Genomic DNA, 22,756 nt, shown 5'->3' with positions numbered 1-22,756 from the left:
TTTGCCGATTCACGCGCCGCGTCCGTTCGGCGGACCCGTGAATGGACCTCGTTGGCCAGAATGCCGTTTGAATACCTTCACCTGGATCGGCCATGAGCTATCCTGCTGCCGCATCGGAACGATTGTTGTCCAGCCAGGCGCGTCGTCAGAACGCGCTGTCGCTTCTGTTTTTCCTATCCGCAGCCTTTGCGTTCCTGCTCCGCTTCACCGTGTCACCGCAGATGATGAACATGGTCGTCGACTATACGGCCCAGGGAGGCTCGTTCTACGAGAAACTGCATTTCGGCACCTATGCTATCTTTCTGCTGCTTCCTCTCGTTCTTTTCAGCCGGCCATTTCTGCTGCAGGGCGACGAAATCGGAATATTCAAGGCTTTGCTGCTTTATTCCGCGCTGATGTTCGCGCTGGTGCCTTATCTGTTCATCACCGGCCGGGCGGGCTCCTCCGGGTTCATCATCGATACCTATCTGGTGGCGGGCGCCGCGGGCCTGTTGATGCTGGCCTTGAACGCGGATGTGCGGCGGGCGTTGGGTGACGTGGTGCTTGGAATGGTGATCCTCAGCGCTGTGATCGGCACGATCGAAGCGGTGACTCAACATCGATTTCTGCCTTACGGTCTCAGGGAACTGCAGTTCAGGCCAATCGGCCTATCGGCGCACCCGCTGGCATTGGGTGCGCTCTGCGCCACAGCCATTGGATTCGTACCGCTGACGCACTGGCGCATTTGGGTGCGGGTGGCATCGATCCTCGTATTGCTCGTCGGTTGTGCTGCGTCAGGCGCTCGCGCCGCCCTGATGCTCGCTGCCGGAGAAACCCTCATTCTGCTGATGTTCGTGCCTTGGCCGCGCCTGACCCCCAGGCACCAGCGGCAGGCCAAGGCCGTCGTGCTGCTGTTCGCCCTGGCGGGCGGCGCGGCGCTGGTGGCCATACTGTTTTCGGGCGGGCTGCTGAATCGATTCGGCAACACGATCTTTGACGAAAATTTCATGGCGCGGGTGACGATCTACCAGGTGTTCGGGCTTGTCAGCTGGAAAGACATCCTGTTTGGCATGAACGTCGACGACCTTCTGGCGATCGTCAACGAGAAGCTGCATCTGCCCTACATCGAGAGCGCGCCGGTGGTCATCATCATGCTCTTCGGCCTGCCCATAGCCGTGCTCTTTACCGTGCTGATATTCTGGTTCGTTTTTCGGCTGCTGCGCGCGGCGCCGCTGCCTGCATGGGTCGGCACCATGACGTTCCTGCTTGCCGCGCTGTCGAATAACGCGCTCTCGTCAAAATCGCCGGAGATCACGATAATCGTGGTGCTGCTGCTTGCCTATAGAAACGCGCCGTATAGAAACCAGGCCGTGGGTACGTCTTCGGTCGGGGCCGCATCCGCGCCGAGACTGGATCGGCTCGGATAAGCACAGGCTCCAGACGCGTCAGCCGGCACTGTCCACAACCTCGACACGGCCTGCGCGATTAAGCGTGTGGATGCCCGTGCGAGCCCATGCCGGCCCCGCGCCGATCGGGCGGGGCGGCGCAAAACGGACATCGAAATCGTCAAGCCGATCAAGCCGCATCAACCCCAGACCGCCGCCATAGGCTCTCGACCCATTTTGCACCGGCAGCACCAGGCCATCGCCCTGGCGGATAAAGGCGCCGCCGGGCCGAGTGGCCGAGTGATCGACGGCGATGGGATTGAGCGCATGCGCAACCCATGGCCCGCGCAGCGAGGGTGCTGAATAGACCGTCATCGTATCCGACGCGCTGCCGTAACCGAACCGCTCCGTCCCCAACAGCCAGAAACGCCCATCGGATTCGAGCAGCGTGGCGTCATTGAAATCCTTGTCCGTCATCAGCACGGTGTCGCGCACCCAGCGATCTGGAAACTGCGCCGCGCGATAGAGCACAAGCTCGCGCGCTGCCCCACTTTCAGGAATCATGAAAGTCTCGCCGGCGTGAGCGAACACCTGCGGATACGACAGGTGATGCGGTTCCTCCAGCACCACCCTCGGTACGCTGAACCTGCCATCGTCGCCCAGTTCGGCGACAGAAATCACCCCGCGGCCCGTAGCGTAGGGAAATTCCTCGACAAACAGATAGTGGCGGCCATCCCGCTCGAGGACGAAGGGATCGGCGTAGAATCGCTGGCCATCATCGGCGAGGACGGTGAACGGCGTACCGTCGAGTTGCCCGGTTTCGGCGACACCTGGTCCGTCGATCAGCCGATACGCAACCTGCCAATAGAAGGGGCGTCGTCCAAGCCTGATCTTTTGCGCGGCGCGATCGACCAACCCCCTGCAAAAAAAGGGCAGATAGTGCCGGACAAAACCGCCGGTCTTCAGGAGCGGCGCCGGGCTATCGGCAATTGGCACAAGTTCGCCCGCGGAATAACGGGTGACGCTTTGCATAACCAGCGAGATGGCCCCGGCGAGCAGGTCGTTGCAGCTGCGAGACAGCCAGAGCCGGTCGCCGAGCATTGGTCGCCCCCGGGCGACTGCAACGCCATCGAGGCGAACGGCAAGTTCCGGCAAACGCCCGCTTGCCAGCATCTCGGCCACACCGGCGGGAAAGGTGCCGTGGCCGCAAAATTCGAGCGTCAGGACGGGCGCGCCTTGTCCAGCGGCCGTGCCCGTGAGATCGACTACAAAATCGGCGGGACCGGAATCGCCTGGCGGCAACGGCTTGGAGCGGCTCGCCAGTGAGGGACCGAAGCGCCGGCTCTCGATCGCCAGCACTTTATCAAGCCCGCGTGCGACAGGCGCAGGCGCCGATGCGTGGCAACTCGAAACCACGTGACCAGCCGCTTTCAACCGCACCAGAAGCTCGATTTCCCAGCGCCGAGATCCGTCGGCGTGGCCGATGATTAAAATATTAGTCAATCGAATATATTCTTTTTCAAGACTACTCTGCCAGGATACCTATCGGTTTAGTCTTTCATAAGAGTTACCCGGGGAGAGCGCGGGCTTGTCTGTTAATCATATATTAAGATTTAAGGTCTCGAAGGCGGCTTCTGCCGCTATTATAGCTCTTGTGGCGAATAATCAGCAGGTCGCGACGCCTTCTGGCGACCAGGATCAGCAATGAACGTCCTTTCACGTCCTAAACTGCCGTTCAGGCAGAAATTGCTGATCGTGTTCGGTACGAGGCCGGAGGCGCTCAAATGCTTTCCGGTGGTGCGTGCCGCGCTTGCCCATCCGGGGTTCGTTACCGAGACATGCATTACCGGCCAGCATCGCGAAATGGTCGATCAGGTTATCGAACTGACGGGCCTGCCGGTGCATCATGACCTCAACGTCATGCAGCCCGGCCAGACGTTGTTCGACGTGACCTCGCGCGTGCTCCTGGGCATGGCCGAAGTGCTGGAGAAGGCAAAGCCCGATATCGTCCTCGTGCAAGGCGACACGACCACGGCGATGACCGCGGCTCTGGCTGCCTTCTACAAGCGCATTCCTGTCGCCCATATCGAGGCAGGATTGCGCAGCCACGATATCAACTCTCCCTTTCCAGAGGAGCTGAACCGCAAGATTGCCGGCGACATCGCTACCTGGCACTTCGCGCCGACCACCCAGGCGCGCGACAATCTCATCGCCGAAGGAAAGGCCGCGAACACCATCTTCGTGACCGGCAATACGGTGATCGACACGCTGCTGCATTTTTCCGGCGCGATCGACGCCGACAAGTTGATGAACGCGAAGCTCGCGGCCCATTTCCCCTTTCTCGACCCCGTCAAGAAAATGATCCTCGTCACCGGTCATCGCCGTGAGAACTTCGACGGCGGCATCCACCGTATCTGTGCGGCGCTGAAGAGACTGGCGGCGCGCGGGGACGTGCAGATCGTCTATCCCGTCCATCCCAACCCCAATGTGCGTTCGGTGGTCAACGAAGAACTAGGGGGCGTGCCCAACATCCATCTGGTCGACCCGCAGGACTATCTGCCCTTCCTGTTCCTGCAGAAGCAGAGCTATCTGGTGCTGACCGACAGCGGCGGCGTGCAGGAAGAAGCGCCTTCGCTCGGCAAGCCGGTACTGGTGATGCGCGAGAATACCGAGCGGCCCGAGGGGGTCGCGGCGGGTACCGCCCGTCTCGTCGGCACCGACATCGAAAAAATCCTGTCCAATGCCAACAGCCTGCTCGATGACCAGGCTGCCTATCGCGGCATGGCGGAACGACACAACCCATATGGTGATGGCCGGGCCGGTAACCGGATCGTTGAGGAACTGCTGCATCATGGCTGAGATCACGACTGTTTCCGTTATCGGCATGGGCTATATCGGCCTGCCGACCTGTGCCATTTTCGCCAGCCGCGGGCTCGACGTCATCGGCGTCGACGTCAACGCTACTGTGGTCGAGAAGGTCAATCGCGGCGAGATCCACATCGTCGAGCCGGACCTCGATGGTTTGATCCAGAAGGTTGTAGCCAACGGCAAGCTAAAGGCGTTCAGCACGCCGCAGCCGGCGGATGCCTATGTCATCGCCGTGCCGACCCCGATGACCGAGGACCACAAGCCGGATGTGAGCTACGTGCTCGCGGCGGCACGAAGCATCGCTTCCGTGCTGAAGCAGGGAGACCTTGTGGTGCTGGAATCGACGTCGCCAGTCGGCACGACGCGCATCATGACGGGACTGCTTGCCAAGCTGCGGCCCGATCTCAAATTTCCCGTCACGCATGGCGAAGAGGCCGACGTGCTTGTCGCCTATTCGCCCGAGCGCGTGTTGCCGGGAAAGGTCCTGACCGAGCTGATCAACAACGACCGCTCGATCGGCGGACTGTCGCGCAAGTCGTCGGAACGGACCGCGGCACTCTATTCAACCTTCGTTACCGGCGACCTGTTCATGACTCAGGCCGAAAGCGCTGAACTGGTGAAGCTGACCGAGAACGCGTTTCGCGACGTCAATATCGCCTTCGCCAACGAGCTTGCGGCAGTGTGCCAGGATCTGTCGCTCAACGTCTGGGAGGTGATCGATCTCGCCAACCGGCATCCCCGCGTGAACATCCTCCAGCCGAGCCCGGGCGTCGGCGGCCACTGCATTGCGGTCGATCCGTACTTTATCATCGACGCCGCGCCTAACAGCACGCGGCTGATGGCTTCGGCACGCCGGATCAATTCCGAGCGTCCCCTGTCGGTGGTCAGGGACATCCAGGCCTTGCTCGACCCTTCCCGCAAGCAGACGATCGCCTGTCTTGGCCTCAGCTTCAAACCCAATATCGACGATATGCGCGAGAGCCCGGCTGTCGAGGTGGTGAAGCTCTTGTCCGATATCCCCAACCTGAAGATCATTGCGGCTGAACCCAACACACATGCACTGCCGCAAGAGCTCGAGGGCAAGGGCATTGTCTTCACCGATGCACTTTCCGCCATCGACAAATGCGACATCGTCGTTCTTCTGGTCGATCATCGGCAGTTCAATTTCGTCGACCCCGAGGCGCTCAAGGATAAAAAGCTCGTCGACACCAGGGGCTTGTGGACCTGGCGCAAGGCACGCAAGCCCGACGCCCGCATCGAGGGGAAGAAGAAATCAGGGGTCGAACACTTGGCACTCCCTGCAAGCCGAGAGGAGGCTGCATGAACGCGCACGACTCCGCATGGGCACAGCATCGCCTGTTGGCGTCACGCCGCCGGGAGTTCCTTGGCGCGCCGATCCATGCGCTGACCATGGCCGAGACGCTGGCCATCGCCGATGAGGCGATGACGCTGCGGCGGCCGCTGCATCATGTGGTCGTGAATGTCGCCAAGCTGGTGAACATGCGCAACAATACCGAGCTGCGCGAGGATGTTGCGACGGCGGATGTGATCAACGTCGACGGCAAAGGTGTGCTTTGGGGGGCGCGTCTTTGCGGCGTCGCGCTGCCGGAGCGGGTGGCTGGTGTCGATATCATGATCAATCTGCTGAGCCTGTGCGCAACGCGCGGCTACAGCCCCTTCCTCCTGGGTGCCGAACAGCACGTTCTCGATGCGGTGAAAGGGCGACTTGCCAAGGATCATCCAAGCCTGGTGATCGCCGGCATGCGCAATGGCTACTTCAAGCCGGAAGACGAGGCCGGTATAGTCGAGGCGATCAACGCCTCGGGTGCCGACTGCCTGTTGGTGGCGATGCCGACGCCGCGCAAGGAGCGCTTTCTCAAGCGCTATCGTAACGATCTCGCTCCGAGTTTCGTCATGGGCGTGGGCGGCAGTTTCGATGTCTATGGCGGCAAGGTTGCGCGGGCGCCGAAACTGGTTCAGGCGGCCGGGCTGGAGTGGTTGTTTCGCGTGGCACAGGAGCCGCGACGCTTGTGGCGCCGCTACTATGATACCAACACTGCTTATGCAGCGCTGCTGTGCCGGGAGTTCTGGGACCGTCGGGGGCGCCGAAAGGTCGATCTATAAGCAGCGGCTACCCCAACAAACAGGGCGCCGGCCCTGGGCTGCGGCATCAGGCTGAAGTCGGAACCGCTTTCCAGGACTACAACACGGCAAACTCAAGATGCCATCGCGGGTCTATGCGATCCGTAGCCGCGCCCTCAGCTTGGCTACGAATTGCATCGCGGCGGCAGGGTAGAACAGCCAGGTCAGTCCGAAGAAAACCGCTGCGCCAGCGGTGCCGCCCGCGACGAGCGAGAAGATGGCCGGCACATCGCCGAATGTAGCGCTGGCAAGGCTGGCGGCCAGCCCCGTGCCGAGCGAGATGACGATCGAAACGCCGATGTCGCGCCATGGCACCGGCACAGGTGTGAGCCGCTCGCTGATGATGACACAGGCTACCAGGCCCGCCAGCGATCCGCCCGCCAGCGCCAAAGCGGCGCCGACCTCCGCCATCGGCGGGATCAACAGCACCGACAATGCGATTGTCGCCACCGAGCCGAAGGAATTGGCGATGATCAGCAGCCACGGCCGCTTGTGCGCGTGCACCACGGTGCCATAGACGAAGCTCGCGAGGTTTGCACACAGCACGCTGAAGGCGATGATCGGAAAGAGCAGGCCGAAGCGGCCGTGATATTGCGAGGGCAGCAGGAACTGAGTGATATCGCTGCTGAGTGCGACCAGCATCGCCGCAACCGGCAGGCAAAGGCGGATCATCAAGGCCATCAATTGCGACAGCAACCGGCCCGATGCCGCAGGTCCCTCGTCGTCGAACCGGCTGACCACTTCGGGAAAGGCGCCCATGTTGATGGAATTGGCGACCATATCGATCGGCTGGCGGGCCAGCGCATAGGCCGCGGCGAAGATCGCCACGGCACCGGCATCGTAGTAGATTTTAAGGAACACACGCTCCGCGCTGTGCAGGCCGAAGCCTACCAGCGCCATGATGACCAGGGGCACGCCAAGGACAAAGAACTCCTTCTGGGTGAAGCGTGGCGGACCGGCAACGACGCGCCGGGATGCCATGACGCCCGCCACGGCGCCTGCGATCAGCACGCCGAGGCTCGAGCCGAGCGATACCGTCAGAAAGGAATCCTGGAACAGGACGATGGCGCCGATCGGCAGCGCGAGCTGCAGCAGGGCGCGCAGGAACTCGAGCATCGAATAGACCGAATGACGCTGCTGCATCTGCAGCACCGTCAACGCGAAGCGGCCGATGGAACCGGCGATCAGGTAGCCGCAGACGGCGATCGCGAACTCGCCCCAGCGCTCCGGCACGATCACTGCCGAGGCGACCACGGATACAATCAGCGCCAGCGCCGTGCTGGCAAGCAACACTTGTCCGGCCAGTATCAGGCTGCCGCGGCTGATATCGCCTTTGCCGCCAAGCCTGAGCAAGGCGATGCGCAGCCAGTTGGTGACGGCAATGTCGGTCATTTCGCCGACGGTCACCACCAGGGTCAGCAGGCCATACTCGGTCTGGTCGATCAACCGCGTCACGATCACCAGCAGGAGCAGCGCGGAGATTCGCGTCAGCAGGATCGCCGGGGCATAGATGAGCGTGGAGCGGAGCAGCAAGGGTAGTCCCCGGAAAATTCACCTTCGATTAACCGTCGACCGGCGGAAAATCCAGCGCGATGACGGCAAAGGGTGAACAGATTCAGTTTGAACTAACGGATTCGTCGTAAACCTTATTTGAAACCTTTGCTTTGTCGTTCCGAAAAAGGAATCATGTTGCAGCGTCTGGCCCACAATCGAAAAGTGCACGTCCTTGTCGCGACGCCCTCGGGTGTTTCGGGGCAGGGAGGCATCGACCGCATCATGGGGGCGTTGAAGCAGGAGTTCGAACGGCAAGAGATCGCCGACATCGATGTACGCTTCCTCGCCAGCCGCGGCCCAGGGCATGTCGGGCTTTCGATGTTCTACATGTTTGACTTTTGCTTGCGGATGCTTGCGGCGCGTTTGGCGAGACGCGCTGATGTCATTCACATCAATATATCGGTTTCCGGCAGTACCTATCGCAAGATGGTGATCGCCGCCTGCGCCCGGCTGCTGTCGATACCCTATGTCCTGCATTTGCACGGGGCGCAGTATCAGACATTCTGGAAAGACGATCGTAGTTTCATGAGCCGCCGTATCAAAGCCCTGTTCGAGCATGCCGATCGGGTAATCGTCTTGGGCGGGCTTTGGCGCGACTTCGTCGCCAGCAGGGCACCGGGGGGAGCCGGCAATATTGTCATCGTTCCTAACGCCACGGCGGTCCCCTCCCTGGCGCATGTCGGTGGCGGCGACCATGTGCATATCCTGTTCCTTGGCCGCATAGGCGACCGCAAGGGCGTACCGCAATTGCTGGATGCGCTGCACCGCATGAAGCCGATCAAGAATTGGCGCGCCACGATCGCCGGCGATGGCGAAGTCGAGGCGGCACGGATGAGAACGGCCGAACTGGGCCTCGCCGGGCGCGTTACCCTTCCCGGCTGGGTCGGGCCGGACGAGGTCGCATCGCTGATCGCTTCGGCGGACATTCTGGTGCTGCCCTCCTTTGCGGAAAACCTGCCCGTCTCGGTCATCGAAGGCATGGCCGCTGGTCTCGCGGTTGTGACGACGCCTGTCGGCGCCGTGGAGGATATCATCATCAACGAGCAATCAGGGTTGCTGGTACCGCCCGGCGATGTTGCGGCGTTGACCGAGGCGCTGACACGGGTGGTTGAAGATCCGACACTGAGGACCAGGCTTGGTGCTGCCGCGATGGCAGTGCATCGGGAACGGCTTGAGCTCGCACCGTTTGTCGGCGCGATTTGCGAGGTCTGGAGGTCGGTCGCGTCGGGGGCTCAATCGGTCAAGCGCTGACGCTGTCCCAGTGAGAACGTGGATGCTGAGCTTGCGCGCCGTCGCTTGAGTGCCGCAGGCGAGCCTATGACGAGCAACCGCGGGTGGAGCGCGGCATCGATCCCATTGGCGTCACTGCGGCGCTCCAAGTTCGAACTCGCGATGGAATATCTCCAAATTCAACAGCGCCCATATCAGCTTTTCGTGGTCTGCGGCGCCTTTGGTGTGCTCCGAGACAATTTGATCAAGGTATTTCGCGCTCAGATAGCTGCGAATGACGGAATGAGACGAGCAAAGATGGTCGTGCACATAGTTCTTCATCGACCCGCGAAACCATTCGGCGACGGGCACCTTGAACCCGATCTTGCGGCGGTTGAGAATTTCTTCGGGAAGCATGTTGGCCATACTGTTGCGCAAGATCAGCTTACCCTTCCGCCAACCCACCTTGTAGCGATCGGGCAATGTGCTGACGAACGCAACCAGATCGCGATCGAGGAACGGCATTCTTCCTTCGATTGAACCGGCCATCATCATCCGGTCGCCTCGTTCCAGGAGATTGTCAGGCAACCACGATGTCTGATCGAAAAACAGCACGCGCCGAAGATGGGACGCCGTCGCGCTTGAGGAGAACGGGAAGTTGTTGCGTTCATTGCGGCATTTGGTCGGCGCACCGATAAGGCGACCATGTTTGCGCGCTGTAATGGCTCCAAACCAGGAGATCATCCGGGTGGCAAAATCCCGTTCACCCGCGCTTCGGGCAAAGGTATCGAATTTGGCCGATGCGCCAGGCATGGCGCGTATCAAAGGGGCAAGGAGGTTGTTATGGAGCAAGGCTGGAACGAGCGACCGGTAGATTCCAGCCAACGACTCCGCGCGATGTTTGGGATACCCGCCGAGAATCTCGTCCGCCCCTTCCCCTGTGAGCACCATTTTGACGTCCTGCGAGGCCCGCTCCGACATCAGGTAGATTGGAATGTCCGAACTTTGTGAAACAGGCGCCCCCAGATGGCGAATGAGCTTGGGCAGGTGGTCAATCAGGTCGTTTGCTTGGATGACCAGCTCGCAATGATTGGTCTTGAAATGATCGGCGACGCGTCGGGCGAATGGGAGTTCACTATAGGCCGATTCGCTGAAACCGACCGAAAATGTACGAATGGGCTTGTCGCTGTGCTTGGTCATCAGCGCGACGATTGCTGACGAATCGAGCCCTCCCGAGAGAAAGGCGCCAAAGGGTGCGTCGCTGCGCATTCTGATCTCGACGGAATGGTCGAGCAGTTGCAGAAATTGTCGACTGGCGGTTTCCCCGTTAATATCCTCGGTCAGATCCGCTTGATCCGGGGGCGTATAGTAGCGCGTTTCCGTCACTGTCCCTTGCGACCAAACAGCATAGCTTCCGGGGTTGAGTTTGCGGATTTGTTTGAAAAGCGTGAGCGGTCCGGGCACGTAACGCCAGCGCAGATATTCGTGCACGGCGTTCAAATCGAGCTGCGGCGCATTTGGCTGCGATGACAACAACGCGTTGATCTCCGAGGCAAACGACAGCAATTTTTCGCTTTGCATGAGGTAAAGGGGCTTTTTGCCGAAAGGATCCCGGCCGAGGATCAATTCGTGCTTCTGCGCATCCCAGAGCGCAAAAGCGAACATGCCGCTCAATCGGTCAAACATGGATAGGTGCCACTGATCATAAGCTCTGAGCAGCACCTCGGTATCGGAGCGCGTTCGAAAATGATGACCAAGGCCGATCAGTTCCTGGCGCAACTCGATGTAGTTGTAGATTTCGCCGTTGAAAACAATTCTGAGACGGCCGTTGTCGATATGCATCGGCTGATTTGAATCGGCGTTTAAGTCAATAATCGCCAGGCGGCGATGCACCAATGCCAATTGGTTCTCGCCGGTGTTCAAGTCCAGGAACTCGGTGCCTTCGGCATCGGGGCCACGGTGCCGCAATGCGCGAGACATTCTGGCGGCCCGATCTTGCGGATTCCCGATCCTCGGCCCGATCCAGCCGGCAATTCCGCACATTTTCTCCCCCTGCGCGCATATTCGCAACGCTATTTATAACGAATGTATTAAATACTTGGTTGCTGACAAACCGCATCGCGAGAAAAGAGCCGCCAGAGTGATCATGCCGGCGCTGTATGAGGTGCCACCGGTGGCTGCGACTGGAGACGGCAAATCTCATCTCCGTGTGCGCTACTGATCGCCGGCAAGAATGCCGACAGACGGCTTGCGGGACAAGCCGTCGTTTACCGCACTGGTTACACCATGCTACCGAGGCAGCAGAGGCAGGAAATCACACCGTGTTCATACGCAATGAAGAGCCTCGCGACCACGACGCAATACACCAGCTTACCACACGCGCCTTCGAGCCAATGCCATTCGGCTTTAGGAGTGATGGTCGGCTCACCTACGGATCGGTTGATCCGCGTTATGTCCAGTGGATTGTCTTTGACGGTCAGCCTCCAATCGGCGAACTGAAATTCGCTCCTGCTGTCTATCTCGCTGGCTAGCCGTCTTAGCCGCTTAAGGTAGTGTGCTGAGAGTTCTGCAAATTCGCTGAGAGGGGGCAGTCATTGCTTCCAAAACGATCTATGGCACAGGACTCCACCGTCAGTCATCATTTCAAGATTAAGTCATCTAGCCGCGCAGGCGTTTTCGATTCTCTGCCTCGCTGATAGGCTGTTGTGATGAGCACCTCTAGACAGACTAAAATACATCAATTCCAGTGTTCTGACCTTGACTCCCTACGGCGGCTGATTTGGGATACAATTGATATAAGTTACTCAAACTTATACCCGCCTCGCGCAGTAGAATTCTTTAAGGAATTCCATTCCGACCAGAATATTCTTGAACGAGCACAGGCCGGAATTGTTCTTGTTGCGGAAGATAATGGCGAGATCATAACTACAGGAAGCCTGGTTGATGGAGAGATATTCGCTGTCTTTGTTCACCCAGATCGCCAACGAGTCGGTCTGGGCAAGGCTCTGATGAAGATGTTGGAAGAGCAGGCGAGAGCGTCTGGAACAAGTGAATCCGTGCTCAGTGTTTCGCTACCATCCAAGAGGTTTTACGAAGGTCTCGGCTACGAGATTGTCCAGGAATGTTCAAAGGACGTCGGGGATGGGCAACGCCTGGACTTTTGGAAGGCTAAGAAGCGGCTCTTTCCTCGCGATCATTGAGGACAAAGCTTTGGAGTGGATCTACGCCAACCTTTGTCCGCAAGGGGTCGCGCGCACTATAGAGCGACTGGACCTGAATGACCGAAACGTGTCGATTTTCGCGTTCTCCAGTGTCCTAGAAGGGTCGACTGTGGCTCGGCCTTGATCGCTTTAACAACCGCTCGTGCGCGACAAACCGAACATAGTTTCCGAACACAATTTTGTGTCAGCGTAACCGTCGATTTTCGCATATAGGAGACCCCGAACCGGTCACTGCCGCTGCATGACGACAACGTCGCTCCAGGGTGGGAAGGAGAAATCAGCGCCAACGCATCGAACAGCCGCTTTGCGGACCAAGCGGCCATTCGCGTTCAGTGATGTATCGCGGCTCCAAGTCGCCCGGTTCAATGCAAAATGGTATGCTCTTCATCTTATCGGCAAGGGAGGTTCGGTATGCCTGTAACCGTTGGTGCGCACCATCTGACGTTGTTCACACACGACATGGACCGTTTCATTCGCTTCTATGGAGAAATCTTCGACGCGGAAACGAAGTTCGACCTGTCCGAGCTCGGTGAAGGTGGCGGCACTCTTCGTCACTCACTTATCGATGTTGGAGGTGGCTTTGCCCTTCATCCGTTCCAAATGCCCGAACCAACGGGGTATGAAAATGGGTCGATGCAGATGGGGAAGAGAGGTCACATAGACCATCTCGCACTGAAGGTAGACGATGAAGAGCGCTTGCAGGAAGTCAGGCGACGTCTGGTGAAAGCCGGCGCTTCGGATGGGACCATTACAGATTTCGGCGCCGTCCGTCTGGTGACCTTCAAGGACCCGGATGGAATGGAGGGCGAGGTAGCACGGTGGACCGATAGCAAACGCGTGCTCGGCTTTGAAGAACGCAAGCAGGAGCTTTGGCCAGACTGACAACCCCTACGACCCGTCCGAGCCTCCGTCAGAATATTGCGAAGGTCCGCCTCGGGATCGTAAACGAGGTCCGCTTTAGGCTGGTTTTTACTCATCGGTGGCGGTCCGGCGGAGGGCAGATTCGGGTCGACTCCGGACCGCTCGGCTTGATCGCTTTAACGACAGCTCGTTGGCGACAAACCCGAACATAGTTTCCGAACACAATTCCGTGTCAGCGTAACGGTCGTTTTGTTAACGAAGGCAGGCCGATCCCGATCCACATGCGGCGGCGCTGGCTGCTCGCCTGCGAAGAGGTGACGGCAGCTATGGCAGGCCCAGCGCCTGCAACATCTCCGAGTCTGGCACCGCAGGCCCATCGGGCTGGATGATGGTCATTCCATAGGGATTGGAGAATTCCCAGACAGACCATGGGATCGCGAAGCGTTCCGCCTGCTGGCGCACCGCCTTGAGATAGCGCAGACGGTCAGAGTCGAACGCACCCATGCGGCCGTCCGTGGACATGAGGATGACGCCGAATTCGCCCATGAAGAGCCGCCGGCTTGGAATGCCATGGGCCTCGGCCCAGTCGACCGCCTGACGGAAGCTCGCCTCGATCTGGCTCGGGCCCCAGTTCTGCTCGAAATATCGGGCGATGGCTTCACGCGCCGCGACCATGTTCATCACCTGCTCGACCGGGCTCAAGCCGGCGGCGTTCATCTGCGCCTTAAGGGTTTCGGTCACTACTTCGGGCGTACTGCTGTCAGCCGGCCAGGGAAGGCCCGAGGCGAAGGTGTCTGTCCCGTCGGGCCGCTGGTGCGTGAAACTGTGCGGCTCATACATATGGAAGCTGTGGTAGAGGTTCGGATCGTCAAAGCTGGGAGCGAGATTGACCAGTCCGGCAATGCTGCCGCCACAGGCGCCCGTTGCGACGATGGTGAGTTCGCTGCTGACGGCGCGAATATCGCGGACCGTGCCTGCCATGATCCGCTGCCAGTCGTCGCTTCCGCTCGAATCGCAGGGGTAATATGCCGGCTCGTTGTAAGGTTCGAGAGCCACCTTGTCGGTGCCAACCTTGACCAGCATGGTGGCGACCGCCACAACCATTTCGCGATAGCGGGCAACGTCCTCGCTGTCGGCGCCGCCGTAGATTATCTCCATGCTGTAGGCCGGAACCTGGGTGACGCCATGCAGGTCGAAAACCACCTTGAGGCCGGCCGATGCGATCCGCTCGACCGCGGCCGCAAGTATATCCAGCGCCTGCTGTCGTCTGGCGCCCTCGCTGGCAAGCAGAGGGCCGGGGTCGACGCTCAGCCGGACGAAATCGAAGCCCATAGATCGAATGCGCGCAAACTCGTCGCCAGCCGGCCAATCGGTGAGCGGCCTGTGTCCGGCGCGCCACTCCTCCTCGCTGCGGTAGGGCGGCCAACTGTAGAGGCCGTCGTCCTCCACCGGCGACCAGTTGAGCCATTCATGCACGCCAACGCCGCGCTCGAGCGGGATCGGCGCGGCGCTGGCGGCTACCGCCATGCCGAGCACCCACACCGCAACACACGCCATCCTTCTCATCGCCACTCTCCATATTGTGCCGAAGATATTAACCGCAGGAACGGAAAAGAGGATTGCCGCCGCGCGGCTTTTCGGCAGCATGGTATATAAGGATCGAACCCTTGGCGGAGCATGTATGAGAATCGGCTGGTACATCAACCGGTTGCGCAGCATGGAGCCGGCCGAGGTGTTGCACCGGCTGGGCGAGCAGCGTCGAAGGATCGCTTCGCGCCGCGACGACGGTTGGGCGCGTTATGCTTCGCCCCAGTTGCATCCGGTGCTGCGTGGATCGCGCGAGGCCGTGCTGGCTGCGACACCGGCACAACGGCAAGCCCTGGCGGCGGCCGCGCAAGGGACGCTTGCGGGCCAGTTTTCCGCACTTGGGCGGACATGGCCACGGCGCGGGACCGATCGACTGTTTCCTCCCGAGCTTTGGCGCCTTGATCCGGTGACCGGCGGGCTTTGGCCGGGTCCCGAGATCTATACTTTCGATATCGACTTTCGCCATCGCGGCGACCGCGGCGATGTAAAGTATGTCTGGGAGATCAACCGGCTGCAGCAGTTGCCGCCGCTTGCCGCTCACCTGCTTCTCGCCGGTGACGATCAGTCCCGAATGGCCATCGAGGCGGCGATCGACAGTTGGCATGGCGCCAACCCGCCGTTTCGCGGGGTTGGCTGGGCTTCTGGCATCGAAGTAGCGCTGCGAGCCATCAGCCTGATCGTCACCATGGACCTCGTCGGCGACCGACTCGGCGCGGCGACACGGCAGCAAGTGGGCGAAATACTGGCGGCAAGCGCCTATTGGCTGCCGCGGTTCCCCTCCCGGTTCTCCTCCGCCAACAACCATCTCGTCGCAGAACTGGCTGGCCAATATCTGATCGGCCTAGCGTTGGAGACTGTTTCCGACGCTGTACGCAACGCCCTCCTGGCCGAGGCGCACAAGCAGATACTCGCCGACGGCGCCGGTGCCGAGCAGACCCCGACATACGCGGCCTTCACGGCCGAACTCATCTTGCTGTGCGCTGCGGCGGCACGCCAGGCCGGAAAGCCGTTTCCCTCGCCTGTCGAAGCGCGGCTGGCAGCATTCGCCAATTTTGTCGGCTGGCTCCCACCGAAAGCCGCCAGCTTTGGCGACAACGATGAAGGCCGCGTGCTGACGCTCGGGGACGAGCCGGGCTATGTCCAATCCATCGCCGCAGCCATCCATGGCTTTCTCCAGATGCCGGGCATCGCGGCGGCGCCAGGCGATTTTCGTGCGCTTTTCTTTGGCGCGCCGTCGGAACCGGCGCCGGTATCGCATGGGTTGCAAACGTTCACGCAAGGCGGGCTCTCCGTCTGGCGCGGTGAGATGAATGGCCGCAGCATCGACCTGACATTCGACCACGGCCCGCTTGGCTATCTCTCGATAGCGGCGCACGGCCATGCCGACGCGCTGTCGCTCACCCTGTGCATCGATGGCGAGCCGGTGCTGGTCGACCCCGGCACCTGGCTCTACGGTTCGGGGGGCATCTGGCGCGACTGGTTCCGCTCGACGCCGGCGCACAACACGCTGAACATTGAGGGCAAAAGCCAAAGCATCATCGCCGGGGAGTTCAACTGGTCGCACAAGGCGGTTGCGGCATTGATGGAGAGCGAGCCAGGGATGGAGAGCGAGCCGGGAACGCACTGGAGGCTGCGCGCCCGGCATGACGGCTATAGAAGCCGCTTCGGCGTCGTGCATCAGCGAACCGTGGCGTACCAGGCCGACGGGATCCTCGTGACCGACCAACTGCTCGGTGGCAAGCGCGTGGCCGAGGTCGTCTTTCAACTCGCAGCCGGTCTCGGCGCCTACCGGGACGGAGACACGGTGATGGTGCTGCGCGGCGAAGAACCGCTGATGACCATCCGCCTTCCGGACGTTGCGGTCGACATCCGCGCCGGCGGCGAGGCACCGGGGCAGGGCGGCTGGGTTTCACCGCGCTTTGGCGCAAGGCAGCCGGCCGAACGCATCGCCTGGCGTGGCGAAGTGGGCGAAGACGGTGTCAAGACTCACCTCACGATAATGGCTCCGTCGCAACGATAGGACCGGCGCCGCACAAAGCGGCCCTTCCGGTGTTCCAGCCATATTCGACATTAACTAAATTACGGTCGGACCTTTAGAATTACGGTCGGGCCTTTAGCGGTTTTGTTACGGTTGATCTGCTATCTCTGATGCAATTCCGGCATGTCTTGCCCGTTGCATACGCGATGGCCACCTGGTTGCAGGCCACCTGCAGTGGATTTGGCAAGTTTCTTGCTTCGCTATTCGTGGGAGCGCCAAATTACCGTCCTGGAGCCACTGCACCGATGTTTTCTGAATTTGCCGGAGCACTCGTAGAAAAGCTCTCGAACATCAATTTTCTGACTCTCGGCCTGCTTCTCCTCACGGCATTGGGGAGCGCGGTGGTCGCTTACTGGCGAACTGTCGAGCATAAATCCTTCAGGGATTTTTTCGATTTCGCATTCCCGGCGGAAGTCATCCTGCACCCGTCGGCGCGAGCGGATGTTCTATTTTGGGTCACAAAACGCGCGTTGATGCCTTTCCTGCTCATCCCTGCCGGCGTCACCTTCGTTGCCGCCGTGGGCTATGGGACACACCAGGCAGTCGGCTGGCTTTTCGATATCCAGGCGCCGCTCATCGACGGCCCGGCCGGACCGGTGACGATCGTCATCTTCACCGCAACCATGCTGATCGCCTACGATATTTCTTATTATATCTACCATGTCGCCCAGCACCGCTTCCCGTTCCTGTGGGAGTTGCACAAAGTGCATCATTCGGCCGAAGTGATGGTGGGAATCACCAAGGATCGGGTTCATCCGCTGGACGATCTGATGAACCGTATCTGGGATGGCGTCATTCCGGGGATCTGCTTCGGCATCTGGAGCCTGATCGCGCTCGATCCGGTAGAGATCGCTATCTTCGGCATTAATGTCTATGTCATCCGCAACATCCTGATGATGGACTTTGTTCGTCACACCCATTTCAAGATCTCCTTCGGCCCGTTGAACAACATCATCTTGTGCCCGCATTGGCACCAGGTGCACCACAGCATCGACCCTCGCCACTATGACAAGAATTTTGGCCTGCTTTTTTCGTTCTGGGATCGCCTCTTCGGGACGCACTTCGTCCCGGACCCGGATGAAGACCTCAAGTTCGGCCTGATGGATCGGGATGTGCGCGATTATCAATCGCTCTTTGGGCTTTACATCCTGCCGCTCAAGAAGATGGGTGGGCATGTTATCAGGCTGTTCCAGAGGCGTCCCGATGTCATCGCTCAGCCACAGGATCATTCCCCTTCATGAACACCATTGTTCCGATTGACGCTTCGAGCGCAGAGCGCCTGGAAATTGTCCGTTCTGCGGATCGCCTGGCTGCGGTCGAAGCCGATTGGATGCATCTTTGGCATCGCACCGACGGGCTGATCTTTCAGAGTCATGCCTGGATTTCAGCATGGTGGAGCACCGTAGCGGACCGTGACCAGCGCGCGCTGCGGATCGGCCTGGTCTGGAACGGCGACAGGCTCGTTGCTGTCCTTCCCCTGGCGATCGGCAAGCGAAAAGGCTTGCGGTTTCTCGAATGGGCGGCCGGCAGCTATACCGACTATGGGGACATTCTCATTGCTCCGGAATGCTCGCTGTCGGCCCTGCAGGACGTATGGGCCCAGATCTGTAACGCCGGTGGCTTTGATCTTGCCTTTCTCAATCGTCTGTTGCCGGGTGCGACGGCCCGCAGAATTTTCACTCCGGATACCACCAGCGGCATCAGGCTCCGCCCCAATCACAGAGAGGAAATCAGTTATCGCGTCACCGGACAGTGGGAGAGCGGAGCCGCGTGGTTAGCGGCGCAGTCGAAAAAGACGCGGCAGAACTATCGGCGCGGCGTCAAGACGTTGGAAGAAGCCGGAGAAGTGAAGTTTCGCCTGCTTGCGCCTGGCGAGCCACTGCAGCCGGTACTGGACCGGCTCGCTGCCCTCAAGCGCAGATGGCTGGTGCAGCACAAGCGTGAATCCCAGCTTTTCGAAGAGGGAGCGCCGGTGCTCGCCGCACTCGTCGACGCGCTGGCGCGCGCCGGCGTGCTGCACATCTTCGTACTTGAATGCGATGGCGCGATGGTCGCGGTCTCCATCAATTTCGTCCAGCACCACACCATGATGGCTTTCGTGACCACATTCGATCCGGATTTCGGCCAAGCGTCGCCGGGCATGATCCTGATGATGGACTATATACAGTGGTCGATCGATCACGGCCTGGGCACGGTCGATTTCCTCTGTGGCGCCGAGTCGTTCAAGCACAAGTTCGCAACGCAGGGTGTTGTCCTGCAATCGGTTCTTGGGACGCGCACGGCGCAAGGCTCGCTCGCCTCCCTTGCCGATCGTATGCGTCAGACGGTCCGGCATGTACGCGGGCGCGGATTGGTACCGACACCTTGATTTCGGCTTGATTGGGATCTCGGTTTGATCGCGCCAGAGCGCCGTGTCCGACAGGTCGCCGGCAGCACGAACCGGTCAAAGTGCCGATTGCGTCCCGGCAGGAACGACCCGCCAGACCTTGTTGCCGACATCGTCGGCTACCAGAAGGGCGCCGCGCCGGTCTACCGCCACTCCCACAGGGCGGCCAAGAGCCTTGTCGTCATCGCTCAGGAAGCCGGTGAGAATATCCTGCGGTGGGCCTGAGGGTTTGCCGCCGGTGAACGGCACAAAGATCACCTTGTAGCCGCTGCGTGGCTTGCGGTTCCACGAACCATGCTGGCCAACGAACGCGCCATTCCTGTATTGAGGGCCGAACAGGTCGCCCGTGTTGAAGGTCAGCCCCAATGAAGCCGTGTGGGCCCCGAGCGCGTAATCCGGCTTGATCGCGCTGGCGACGAGGTCGGGCCGCTGTGGCGCGACGCGATCGTCGACATGCTGACCGTAATAGCTGTAAGGCCAGCCGTAGAAGCCGCCATCCTTCACTGAGGTCATGTAGTCCGGCACGAGGTCGCTGCCGATCTCGTCGCGCTCGTTGACAACGACCCAGAGCTCGCCGCTTTCCGGATTCCAGGACAGGCCGTTCGGATTGCGCAGCCCGGAGGCGAAGAGACGCGTCTGTTTCGAGGCGAGATCGATCTCCAGCACGGCGGCACGGTTTTCCTCTTCCCGCAAGCCGTTCTCGCCGATATTGGAATTGGATCCGACCGTCGCATAGAGCTTCGTCCCGTCCTGCGAGGCGGTCACGTCCTTGGTCCAGTGGTAGTTTCGCCCCGCAGGCAGATCGATGATCTTCTGCGCCGGTGCGGTGATCTCGGTCGCGCCCTCCTGGTAGGGAAAGGCCACAATTGCATCGGCATTGGCAACGTAGAGCTTGCCGTTGAGCAAGGTCATGCCGAATGGCGAGGACAGCCCGGTGAGGAAGGCCGTTTTAGTTTCTGCCACCCCGTCGCCATCCTGGTCGCGCAGCAGCGAAATGCGATTGGCGCTAGGCGGTGCCGCGCCGGCCCGGCTCTGGAAGAAGCCTATGAAGAAGCGGCGTACGCTGAAGCCGTTGTCGGGCTTGGGCGGCGCATTGCTCTCCGCCACCAGCACGTCGCCGTTAGGCAGCACGTGCAGCCAGCGCGGGTGGTCAAGACCGCCGGCAAATTCATTGACTGCAAATCCTTGGACCGACGTTGGCTTCGTGCCCTGCGGCCAGGGCATGGCTTCGGCGACATGCACGGTCGGCAACCAAGTCGGATTGGGCTCCGGCAGGGTCGGGTTGGGGCCATAGCCCTCCGCAATCGGAACTGTTGCCTCTTCGCGGGACAGGAAGAAGATCACTCCGCCAGCGACGACGCAAAGGATGATCAGCATGAGAAGGGCGGCAAGCAACTTTTTCACCAGAACCTCGAAGCGTGGGAAAAATGCTAACGCGCTCATTGCACTCCGGTTGCGGACGAAGCAGCCGGTAGCGAGAAATAGGCCGCAAGCGCGCGGATATCTTCGTTCGTCAGGCCTTTGGCGGCATTCGCCATGAGATGGCCGAAGCGCGTTCCACCCCGCTTTCCCGCCCTGAACAGCCCGAGCTGTGCCTCGATGTAACGCTCGGGCTGGCCGGCGATGGAGGGGTAGAGCGGGCTGCGATCCTGTCTTCCGTGGCAGCCAAGGCAGGCGGGCACGCTGGCCGCCTTCACGCCCCGCCCGGCGATTTCCTTGCCGCGCCGGACAAGTGCGGGATCGCCTCCGCCGTCCGGGTCGGTCGTCGGCAAGGCGGCGAAATGCCTGGCCAGGTCCGGCCAGAGGTGAGACCCCGCCGCAATGGCGGGCAGGCTCATCATCCCGCTTGCCCGGCCTCCCGCGGCGTAGGCACGCAGACTTTCAAGAAGGTAGGCCTCGCTCTGCCCGGCGAGAACGGGTATCGCTGGGCCGCGCCCGAGGCCATCCTCGCCATGGCAGCGGGCGCAATCGGCCAGCGCCTGCCTTAGGATTCCGGCAACGCCCGCAGGAGGTGCAAGCCTTTCTCCATAAGCGAGGTCACGATAGGTGGCTTCGTCCATTGACGGCAGTTCGCGCAGGAAGGCGACCATCGCCCAGACCTCGTCGTCGCGTTCCTGCGCCGGCCAGGCGGGCATGCCGGTGAAGCGCACGCCGTGCTTGACGAGGCGGAAAAGCTGCGCGTCGGTCCATTCGCCGACGGTTCCGGCAAGGTCAGGCGGCTGCGGCAGCATCCTCGTTACGACAGGAGACCGCGGTTCGCCCGGCGCACCGTGACAGATGGCGCAGCCGCGCGCGAAATGCCCGGCGGCCGGCTGGATCGCATGACGCGGCAAGGCTTCGGGAACATCGACCGCCAGGGCGTAGGTGCGCACAGCCGATCGCATGGCGAAATGGAGAAACCACTCGGTGATCTTCCAATGGCCGCTTGAGGCACCGACATTGAAAAAGCCGATCCAGGCCGCCAGCACCACGACGAAGGGCAGGATGGCAAGCGCGATGGCGAGTTTCTTCCAACTGATATGCATCAGACCGTCTTCCGCGGGGGTGTGGCAAGCATGCGCGCAAGAAGCGTCACGCCGCCGGCAAGATAGACCGCAGCGCCGACCAGAAGCATGATCACGCCGCCAAGCTCCTGATCATGCTGCGCGGAAAGCACGATGCCGAAGCAACTGACCTCGTCCGCGCCATAGAGCGGCCTCGGAGCCAACGCCAGCAGTGCGCCAAGCAAGGTCATATGGATGGACGTGAGAAGCAGGGCGAAGGCGCCGGCGGCATTGCCAGTGATGACCGGGTCGCGGCGCGGCAGGCAGGCCAACCACAGGAATAGCCCGGCGGCGAGGAACGTGGTCTGCTCGATGGCGGTGACAAACAGTGAGCTCTCCGCCAGAGCCCGCAAGGCCGGCGCGTGCCAGGACCAGACGACGATGAATTCCACGAGCGAGGCGGGAAGGGCGAGGACGAACGCCCGGCTTGCATCTGATGTCGGGCCGAGCTGGGTCCCAATCGCCAGCAGTGGCGCAGCAATCGCCACCACTCCCATATGCGCCAGCATGTGCGCCGAGAACGATTCCCGCCAGGCGTCGAGCAGCGGTCCGAGCCAGACCAGGGCGAGGACAAAGAGACCGGCGATGAGGCAGGCCCGTTTCACCGGATACACTCCGTCAGGAACAATGCGGGCATCGCGGTGAAGATCACGGCGATGAAGCTGAGACCCGAGAGCAGCAGCGTCGCAAAGCCTTGGAACAGGGACCGGTCCCGTCTCGTCGGGTCGTCATGGGGCGGATCGTCGGTGCCGAAGCCCCACTGCCGCCAGGCGAGCCATGCGGACAGCGCGATGAGCGAGAGGGCGATCACAGTGGCGGCAGCGATGCCCGCGCGCACAGCGCCGAAACTGAGCCCGACAAGCTCGGGTTTGGCGCAATAGACCGCGGCGCCTACGTAGCAGACGAGAAAATGCGCAATCCACACCACGGGCGCGGTAAACAGCGTCCAGAGCGTTTCGATCTCTTTCGGGATAAGCCGCATC

The 22,756-nt window shown here is 60.9% G+C and carries 19 protein-coding genes; 11 read left to right on the top strand and 8 right to left on the bottom strand.

Annotation, left to right across the window (positions count from 1 at the left end; translation table 11 throughout):
- Positions 1 to 125 precede the first annotated feature (125 nt).
- Positions 126 to 1,406, top strand: a complete 1,281-nt coding sequence (locus EJ066_RS29500; protein WP_245455026.1) for a VpsF family polysaccharide biosynthesis protein — start codon at positions 126 to 128, stop codon at positions 1,404 to 1,406.
- Positions 1,407 to 1,424: 18 nt separating this feature from the next.
- On the opposite strand, the gene EJ066_RS29495 is transcribed toward EJ066_RS29500, so the two are convergent.
- Positions 1,425 to 2,465, bottom strand: a complete 1,041-nt coding sequence (locus EJ066_RS29495; protein ID WP_245455025.1) for a hypothetical protein — start codon at positions 2,463 to 2,465, stop codon at positions 1,425 to 1,427.
- A gap of 99 nt (positions 2,466 to 2,564) precedes the next feature.
- On the opposite strand from EJ066_RS29495, the gene EJ066_RS32490 reads away from it, so the two are divergent.
- From EJ066_RS32490 to EJ066_RS29480, 4 genes are all read left to right on the top strand, one after another.
- On the top strand, positions 2,565 to 2,690 hold the full coding sequence (locus tag EJ066_RS32490) for a hypothetical protein (protein ID WP_281035444.1): 126 nt from the start codon (positions 2,565 to 2,567) through the stop codon (positions 2,688 to 2,690).
- 378 nt (positions 2,691 to 3,068) lie between these two features.
- Positions 3,069 to 4,223, top strand: a complete 1,155-nt coding sequence (gene wecB, locus EJ066_RS29490) for a UDP-N-acetylglucosamine 2-epimerase (non-hydrolyzing) (protein ID WP_126043403.1) — start codon at positions 3,069 to 3,071, stop codon at positions 4,221 to 4,223.
- Complete coding sequence (wecC, locus tag EJ066_RS29485) at positions 4,216 to 5,556, top strand: UDP-N-acetyl-D-mannosamine dehydrogenase (protein ID WP_126043402.1); 1,341 nt, start codon at positions 4,216 to 4,218, stop codon at positions 5,554 to 5,556. The genes wecB and wecC overlap by 8 nt, the downstream gene beginning before the upstream one ends.
- A gap of 86 nt (positions 5,557 to 5,642) precedes the next feature.
- Complete coding sequence (locus tag EJ066_RS29480) at positions 5,643 to 6,356, top strand: WecB/TagA/CpsF family glycosyltransferase (RefSeq protein ID WP_245455024.1); 714 nt, start codon at positions 5,643 to 5,645, stop codon at positions 6,354 to 6,356.
- A 111-nt stretch (positions 6,357 to 6,467) separates the two neighbouring features.
- Here EJ066_RS29480 and EJ066_RS29475 read toward each other — a convergent pair whose 3' ends face one another.
- Complete coding sequence (locus tag EJ066_RS29475; RefSeq protein WP_126043400.1) at positions 6,468 to 7,907, bottom strand: polysaccharide biosynthesis C-terminal domain-containing protein; 1,440 nt, start codon at positions 7,905 to 7,907, stop codon at positions 6,468 to 6,470.
- Positions 7,908 to 8,060: 153 nt separating this feature from the next.
- On the opposite strand from EJ066_RS29475, the gene EJ066_RS29470 reads away from it, so the two are divergent.
- Positions 8,061 to 9,179 carry a glycosyltransferase family 4 protein gene (locus tag EJ066_RS29470; protein WP_126043399.1) on the top strand — a complete coding sequence of 373 codons (1,119 nt, stop codon included), beginning with the start codon at positions 8,061 to 8,063 and terminating at the stop codon, positions 9,177 to 9,179.
- 111 nt (positions 9,180 to 9,290) lie between these two features.
- Here EJ066_RS29470 and asnB read toward each other — a convergent pair whose 3' ends face one another.
- Positions 9,291 to 11,180: an asparagine synthase (glutamine-hydrolyzing) gene (asnB, locus tag EJ066_RS29465; protein WP_126043398.1), complete on the bottom strand. Its 1,890-nt coding sequence runs from the start codon at positions 11,178 to 11,180 to the stop codon at positions 9,291 to 9,293.
- Between the two features lie 665 nt (positions 11,181 to 11,845).
- On the opposite strand from asnB, the gene EJ066_RS29455 reads away from it, so the two are divergent.
- A complete protein-coding gene (locus tag EJ066_RS29455) occupies positions 11,846 to 12,337 on the top strand; it encodes a GNAT family N-acetyltransferase (protein WP_126043396.1) in 492 nt (163 codons plus the stop codon).
- A 432-nt stretch (positions 12,338 to 12,769) separates the two neighbouring features.
- The gene (locus tag EJ066_RS29445; RefSeq protein ID WP_126043394.1) at positions 12,770 to 13,240 is read left to right on the top strand and encodes a VOC family protein; all 471 of its coding nucleotides are present in this window, start codon (positions 12,770 to 12,772) and stop codon (positions 13,238 to 13,240) included.
- A 303-nt stretch (positions 13,241 to 13,543) separates the two neighbouring features.
- Here EJ066_RS29445 and EJ066_RS29440 read toward each other — a convergent pair whose 3' ends face one another.
- Positions 13,544 to 14,785: a cellulase family glycosylhydrolase gene (locus EJ066_RS29440; protein WP_126043393.1), complete on the bottom strand. Its 1,242-nt coding sequence runs from the start codon at positions 14,783 to 14,785 to the stop codon at positions 13,544 to 13,546.
- A 115-nt stretch (positions 14,786 to 14,900) separates the two neighbouring features.
- Between EJ066_RS29440 and EJ066_RS29435 the strand changes: the two genes are divergently transcribed.
- The 3 genes from EJ066_RS29435 to EJ066_RS29425 all read left to right on the top strand — a co-directional run bounded on the left by EJ066_RS29435 (position 14,901) and on the right by EJ066_RS29425 (position 19,212).
- Complete coding sequence (locus tag EJ066_RS29435) at positions 14,901 to 16,826, top strand: heparinase II/III-family protein (RefSeq protein WP_126043392.1); 1,926 nt, start codon at positions 14,901 to 14,903, stop codon at positions 16,824 to 16,826.
- Positions 16,827 to 17,089: 263 nt separating this feature from the next.
- A complete protein-coding gene (locus EJ066_RS29430; protein ID WP_126043391.1) occupies positions 17,090 to 18,085 on the top strand; it encodes a sterol desaturase family protein in 996 nt (331 codons plus the stop codon).
- Entirely contained in the window at positions 18,082 to 19,212 is a 1,131-nt protein-coding gene (locus tag EJ066_RS29425; protein WP_126043390.1) for a GNAT family N-acetyltransferase, read from the top strand. Before EJ066_RS29430 ends, EJ066_RS29425 begins: the two co-directional genes overlap by 4 nt.
- Positions 19,213 to 19,287: 75 nt before the next feature.
- Here the strand turns inward: EJ066_RS29425 and EJ066_RS29420 are convergent, their stop codons facing one another.
- Genes EJ066_RS29420 through EJ066_RS29405 form a run of 4 tightly spaced genes read right to left on the bottom strand, consistent with a single transcriptional unit; the run spans position 19,288 to position 22,755 of the window.
- Positions 19,288 to 20,634, bottom strand: a complete 1,347-nt coding sequence (locus EJ066_RS29420) for a sorbosone dehydrogenase family protein (RefSeq protein ID WP_245455023.1) — start codon at positions 20,632 to 20,634, stop codon at positions 19,288 to 19,290.
- 35 nt (positions 20,635 to 20,669) lie between these two features.
- Positions 20,670 to 21,755, bottom strand: a complete 1,086-nt coding sequence (locus tag EJ066_RS29415; protein ID WP_126043389.1) for a c-type cytochrome — start codon at positions 21,753 to 21,755, stop codon at positions 20,670 to 20,672.
- Positions 21,755 to 22,378, bottom strand: coding sequence for a cytochrome c oxidase assembly protein (locus tag EJ066_RS29410; RefSeq protein WP_126043388.1), 624 nt, complete (start codon positions 22,376 to 22,378; stop codon positions 21,755 to 21,757). Before EJ066_RS29410 ends, EJ066_RS29415 begins: the two co-directional genes overlap by 1 nt.
- Positions 22,375 to 22,755: a hypothetical protein gene (locus EJ066_RS29405; protein WP_126043387.1), complete on the bottom strand. Its 381-nt coding sequence runs from the start codon at positions 22,753 to 22,755 to the stop codon at positions 22,375 to 22,377. The genes EJ066_RS29410 and EJ066_RS29405 overlap by 4 nt, the downstream gene beginning before the upstream one ends.
- Position 22,756: the final 1 nt, after the last annotated feature.

Origin of the sequence: Mesorhizobium sp. M9A.F.Ca.ET.002.03.1.2 (assembly GCF_003952365.1) — a bacterium.
Lineage (GTDB): Bacteria > Pseudomonadota > Alphaproteobacteria > Rhizobiales > Rhizobiaceae > Mesorhizobium.
This window is presented reverse-complemented; position numbering and strand designations above follow the sequence as displayed.

What these genes read in the sequence shown, in the direction of transcription:
- EJ066_RS29440 (WP_126043393.1), bottom strand. Translation starts at nt 14,785, where the DNA reads ATGAGAAGGATGGCGTGTGTTGCGGTGTGGGTGCTCGGCATGGCGGTA.
- EJ066_RS29495 (WP_245455025.1), bottom strand. Translation starts at nt 2,465, where the DNA reads ATGCTCGGCGACCGGCTCTGGCTGTCTCGCAGCTGCAACGACCTGCTC.
- EJ066_RS29455 (WP_126043396.1), top strand. Translation starts at nt 11,846, where the DNA reads ATGAGCACCTCTAGACAGACTAAAATACATCAATTCCAGTGTTCTGAC.
- wecB (WP_126043403.1), top strand. Translation starts at nt 3,069, where the DNA reads ATGAACGTCCTTTCACGTCCTAAACTGCCGTTCAGGCAGAAATTGCTG.
- EJ066_RS29445 (WP_126043394.1), top strand. Translation starts at nt 12,770, where the DNA reads ATGCCTGTAACCGTTGGTGCGCACCATCTGACGTTGTTCACACACGAC.
- wecC (WP_126043402.1), top strand. Translation starts at nt 4,216, where the DNA reads ATGGCTGAGATCACGACTGTTTCCGTTATCGGCATGGGCTATATCGGC.
- EJ066_RS29470 (WP_126043399.1), top strand. Translation starts at nt 8,061, where the DNA reads ATGTTGCAGCGTCTGGCCCACAATCGAAAAGTGCACGTCCTTGTCGCG.
- asnB (WP_126043398.1), bottom strand. Translation starts at nt 11,180, where the DNA reads ATGTGCGGAATTGCCGGCTGGATCGGGCCGAGGATCGGGAATCCGCAA.
- EJ066_RS29430 (WP_126043391.1), top strand. Translation starts at nt 17,090, where the DNA reads ATGTTTTCTGAATTTGCCGGAGCACTCGTAGAAAAGCTCTCGAACATC.
- EJ066_RS29405 (WP_126043387.1), bottom strand. Translation starts at nt 22,755, where the DNA reads ATGCGGCTTATCCCGAAAGAGATCGAAACGCTCTGGACGCTGTTTACC.
- EJ066_RS29425 (WP_126043390.1), top strand. Translation starts at nt 18,082, where the DNA reads ATGAACACCATTGTTCCGATTGACGCTTCGAGCGCAGAGCGCCTGGAA.
- EJ066_RS29435 (WP_126043392.1), top strand. Translation starts at nt 14,901, where the DNA reads ATGAGAATCGGCTGGTACATCAACCGGTTGCGCAGCATGGAGCCGGCC.
- EJ066_RS29415 (WP_126043389.1), bottom strand. Translation starts at nt 21,755, where the DNA reads ATGCATATCAGTTGGAAGAAACTCGCCATCGCGCTTGCCATCCTGCCC.
- EJ066_RS29480 (WP_245455024.1), top strand. Translation starts at nt 5,643, where the DNA reads ATGGCCGAGACGCTGGCCATCGCCGATGAGGCGATGACGCTGCGGCGG.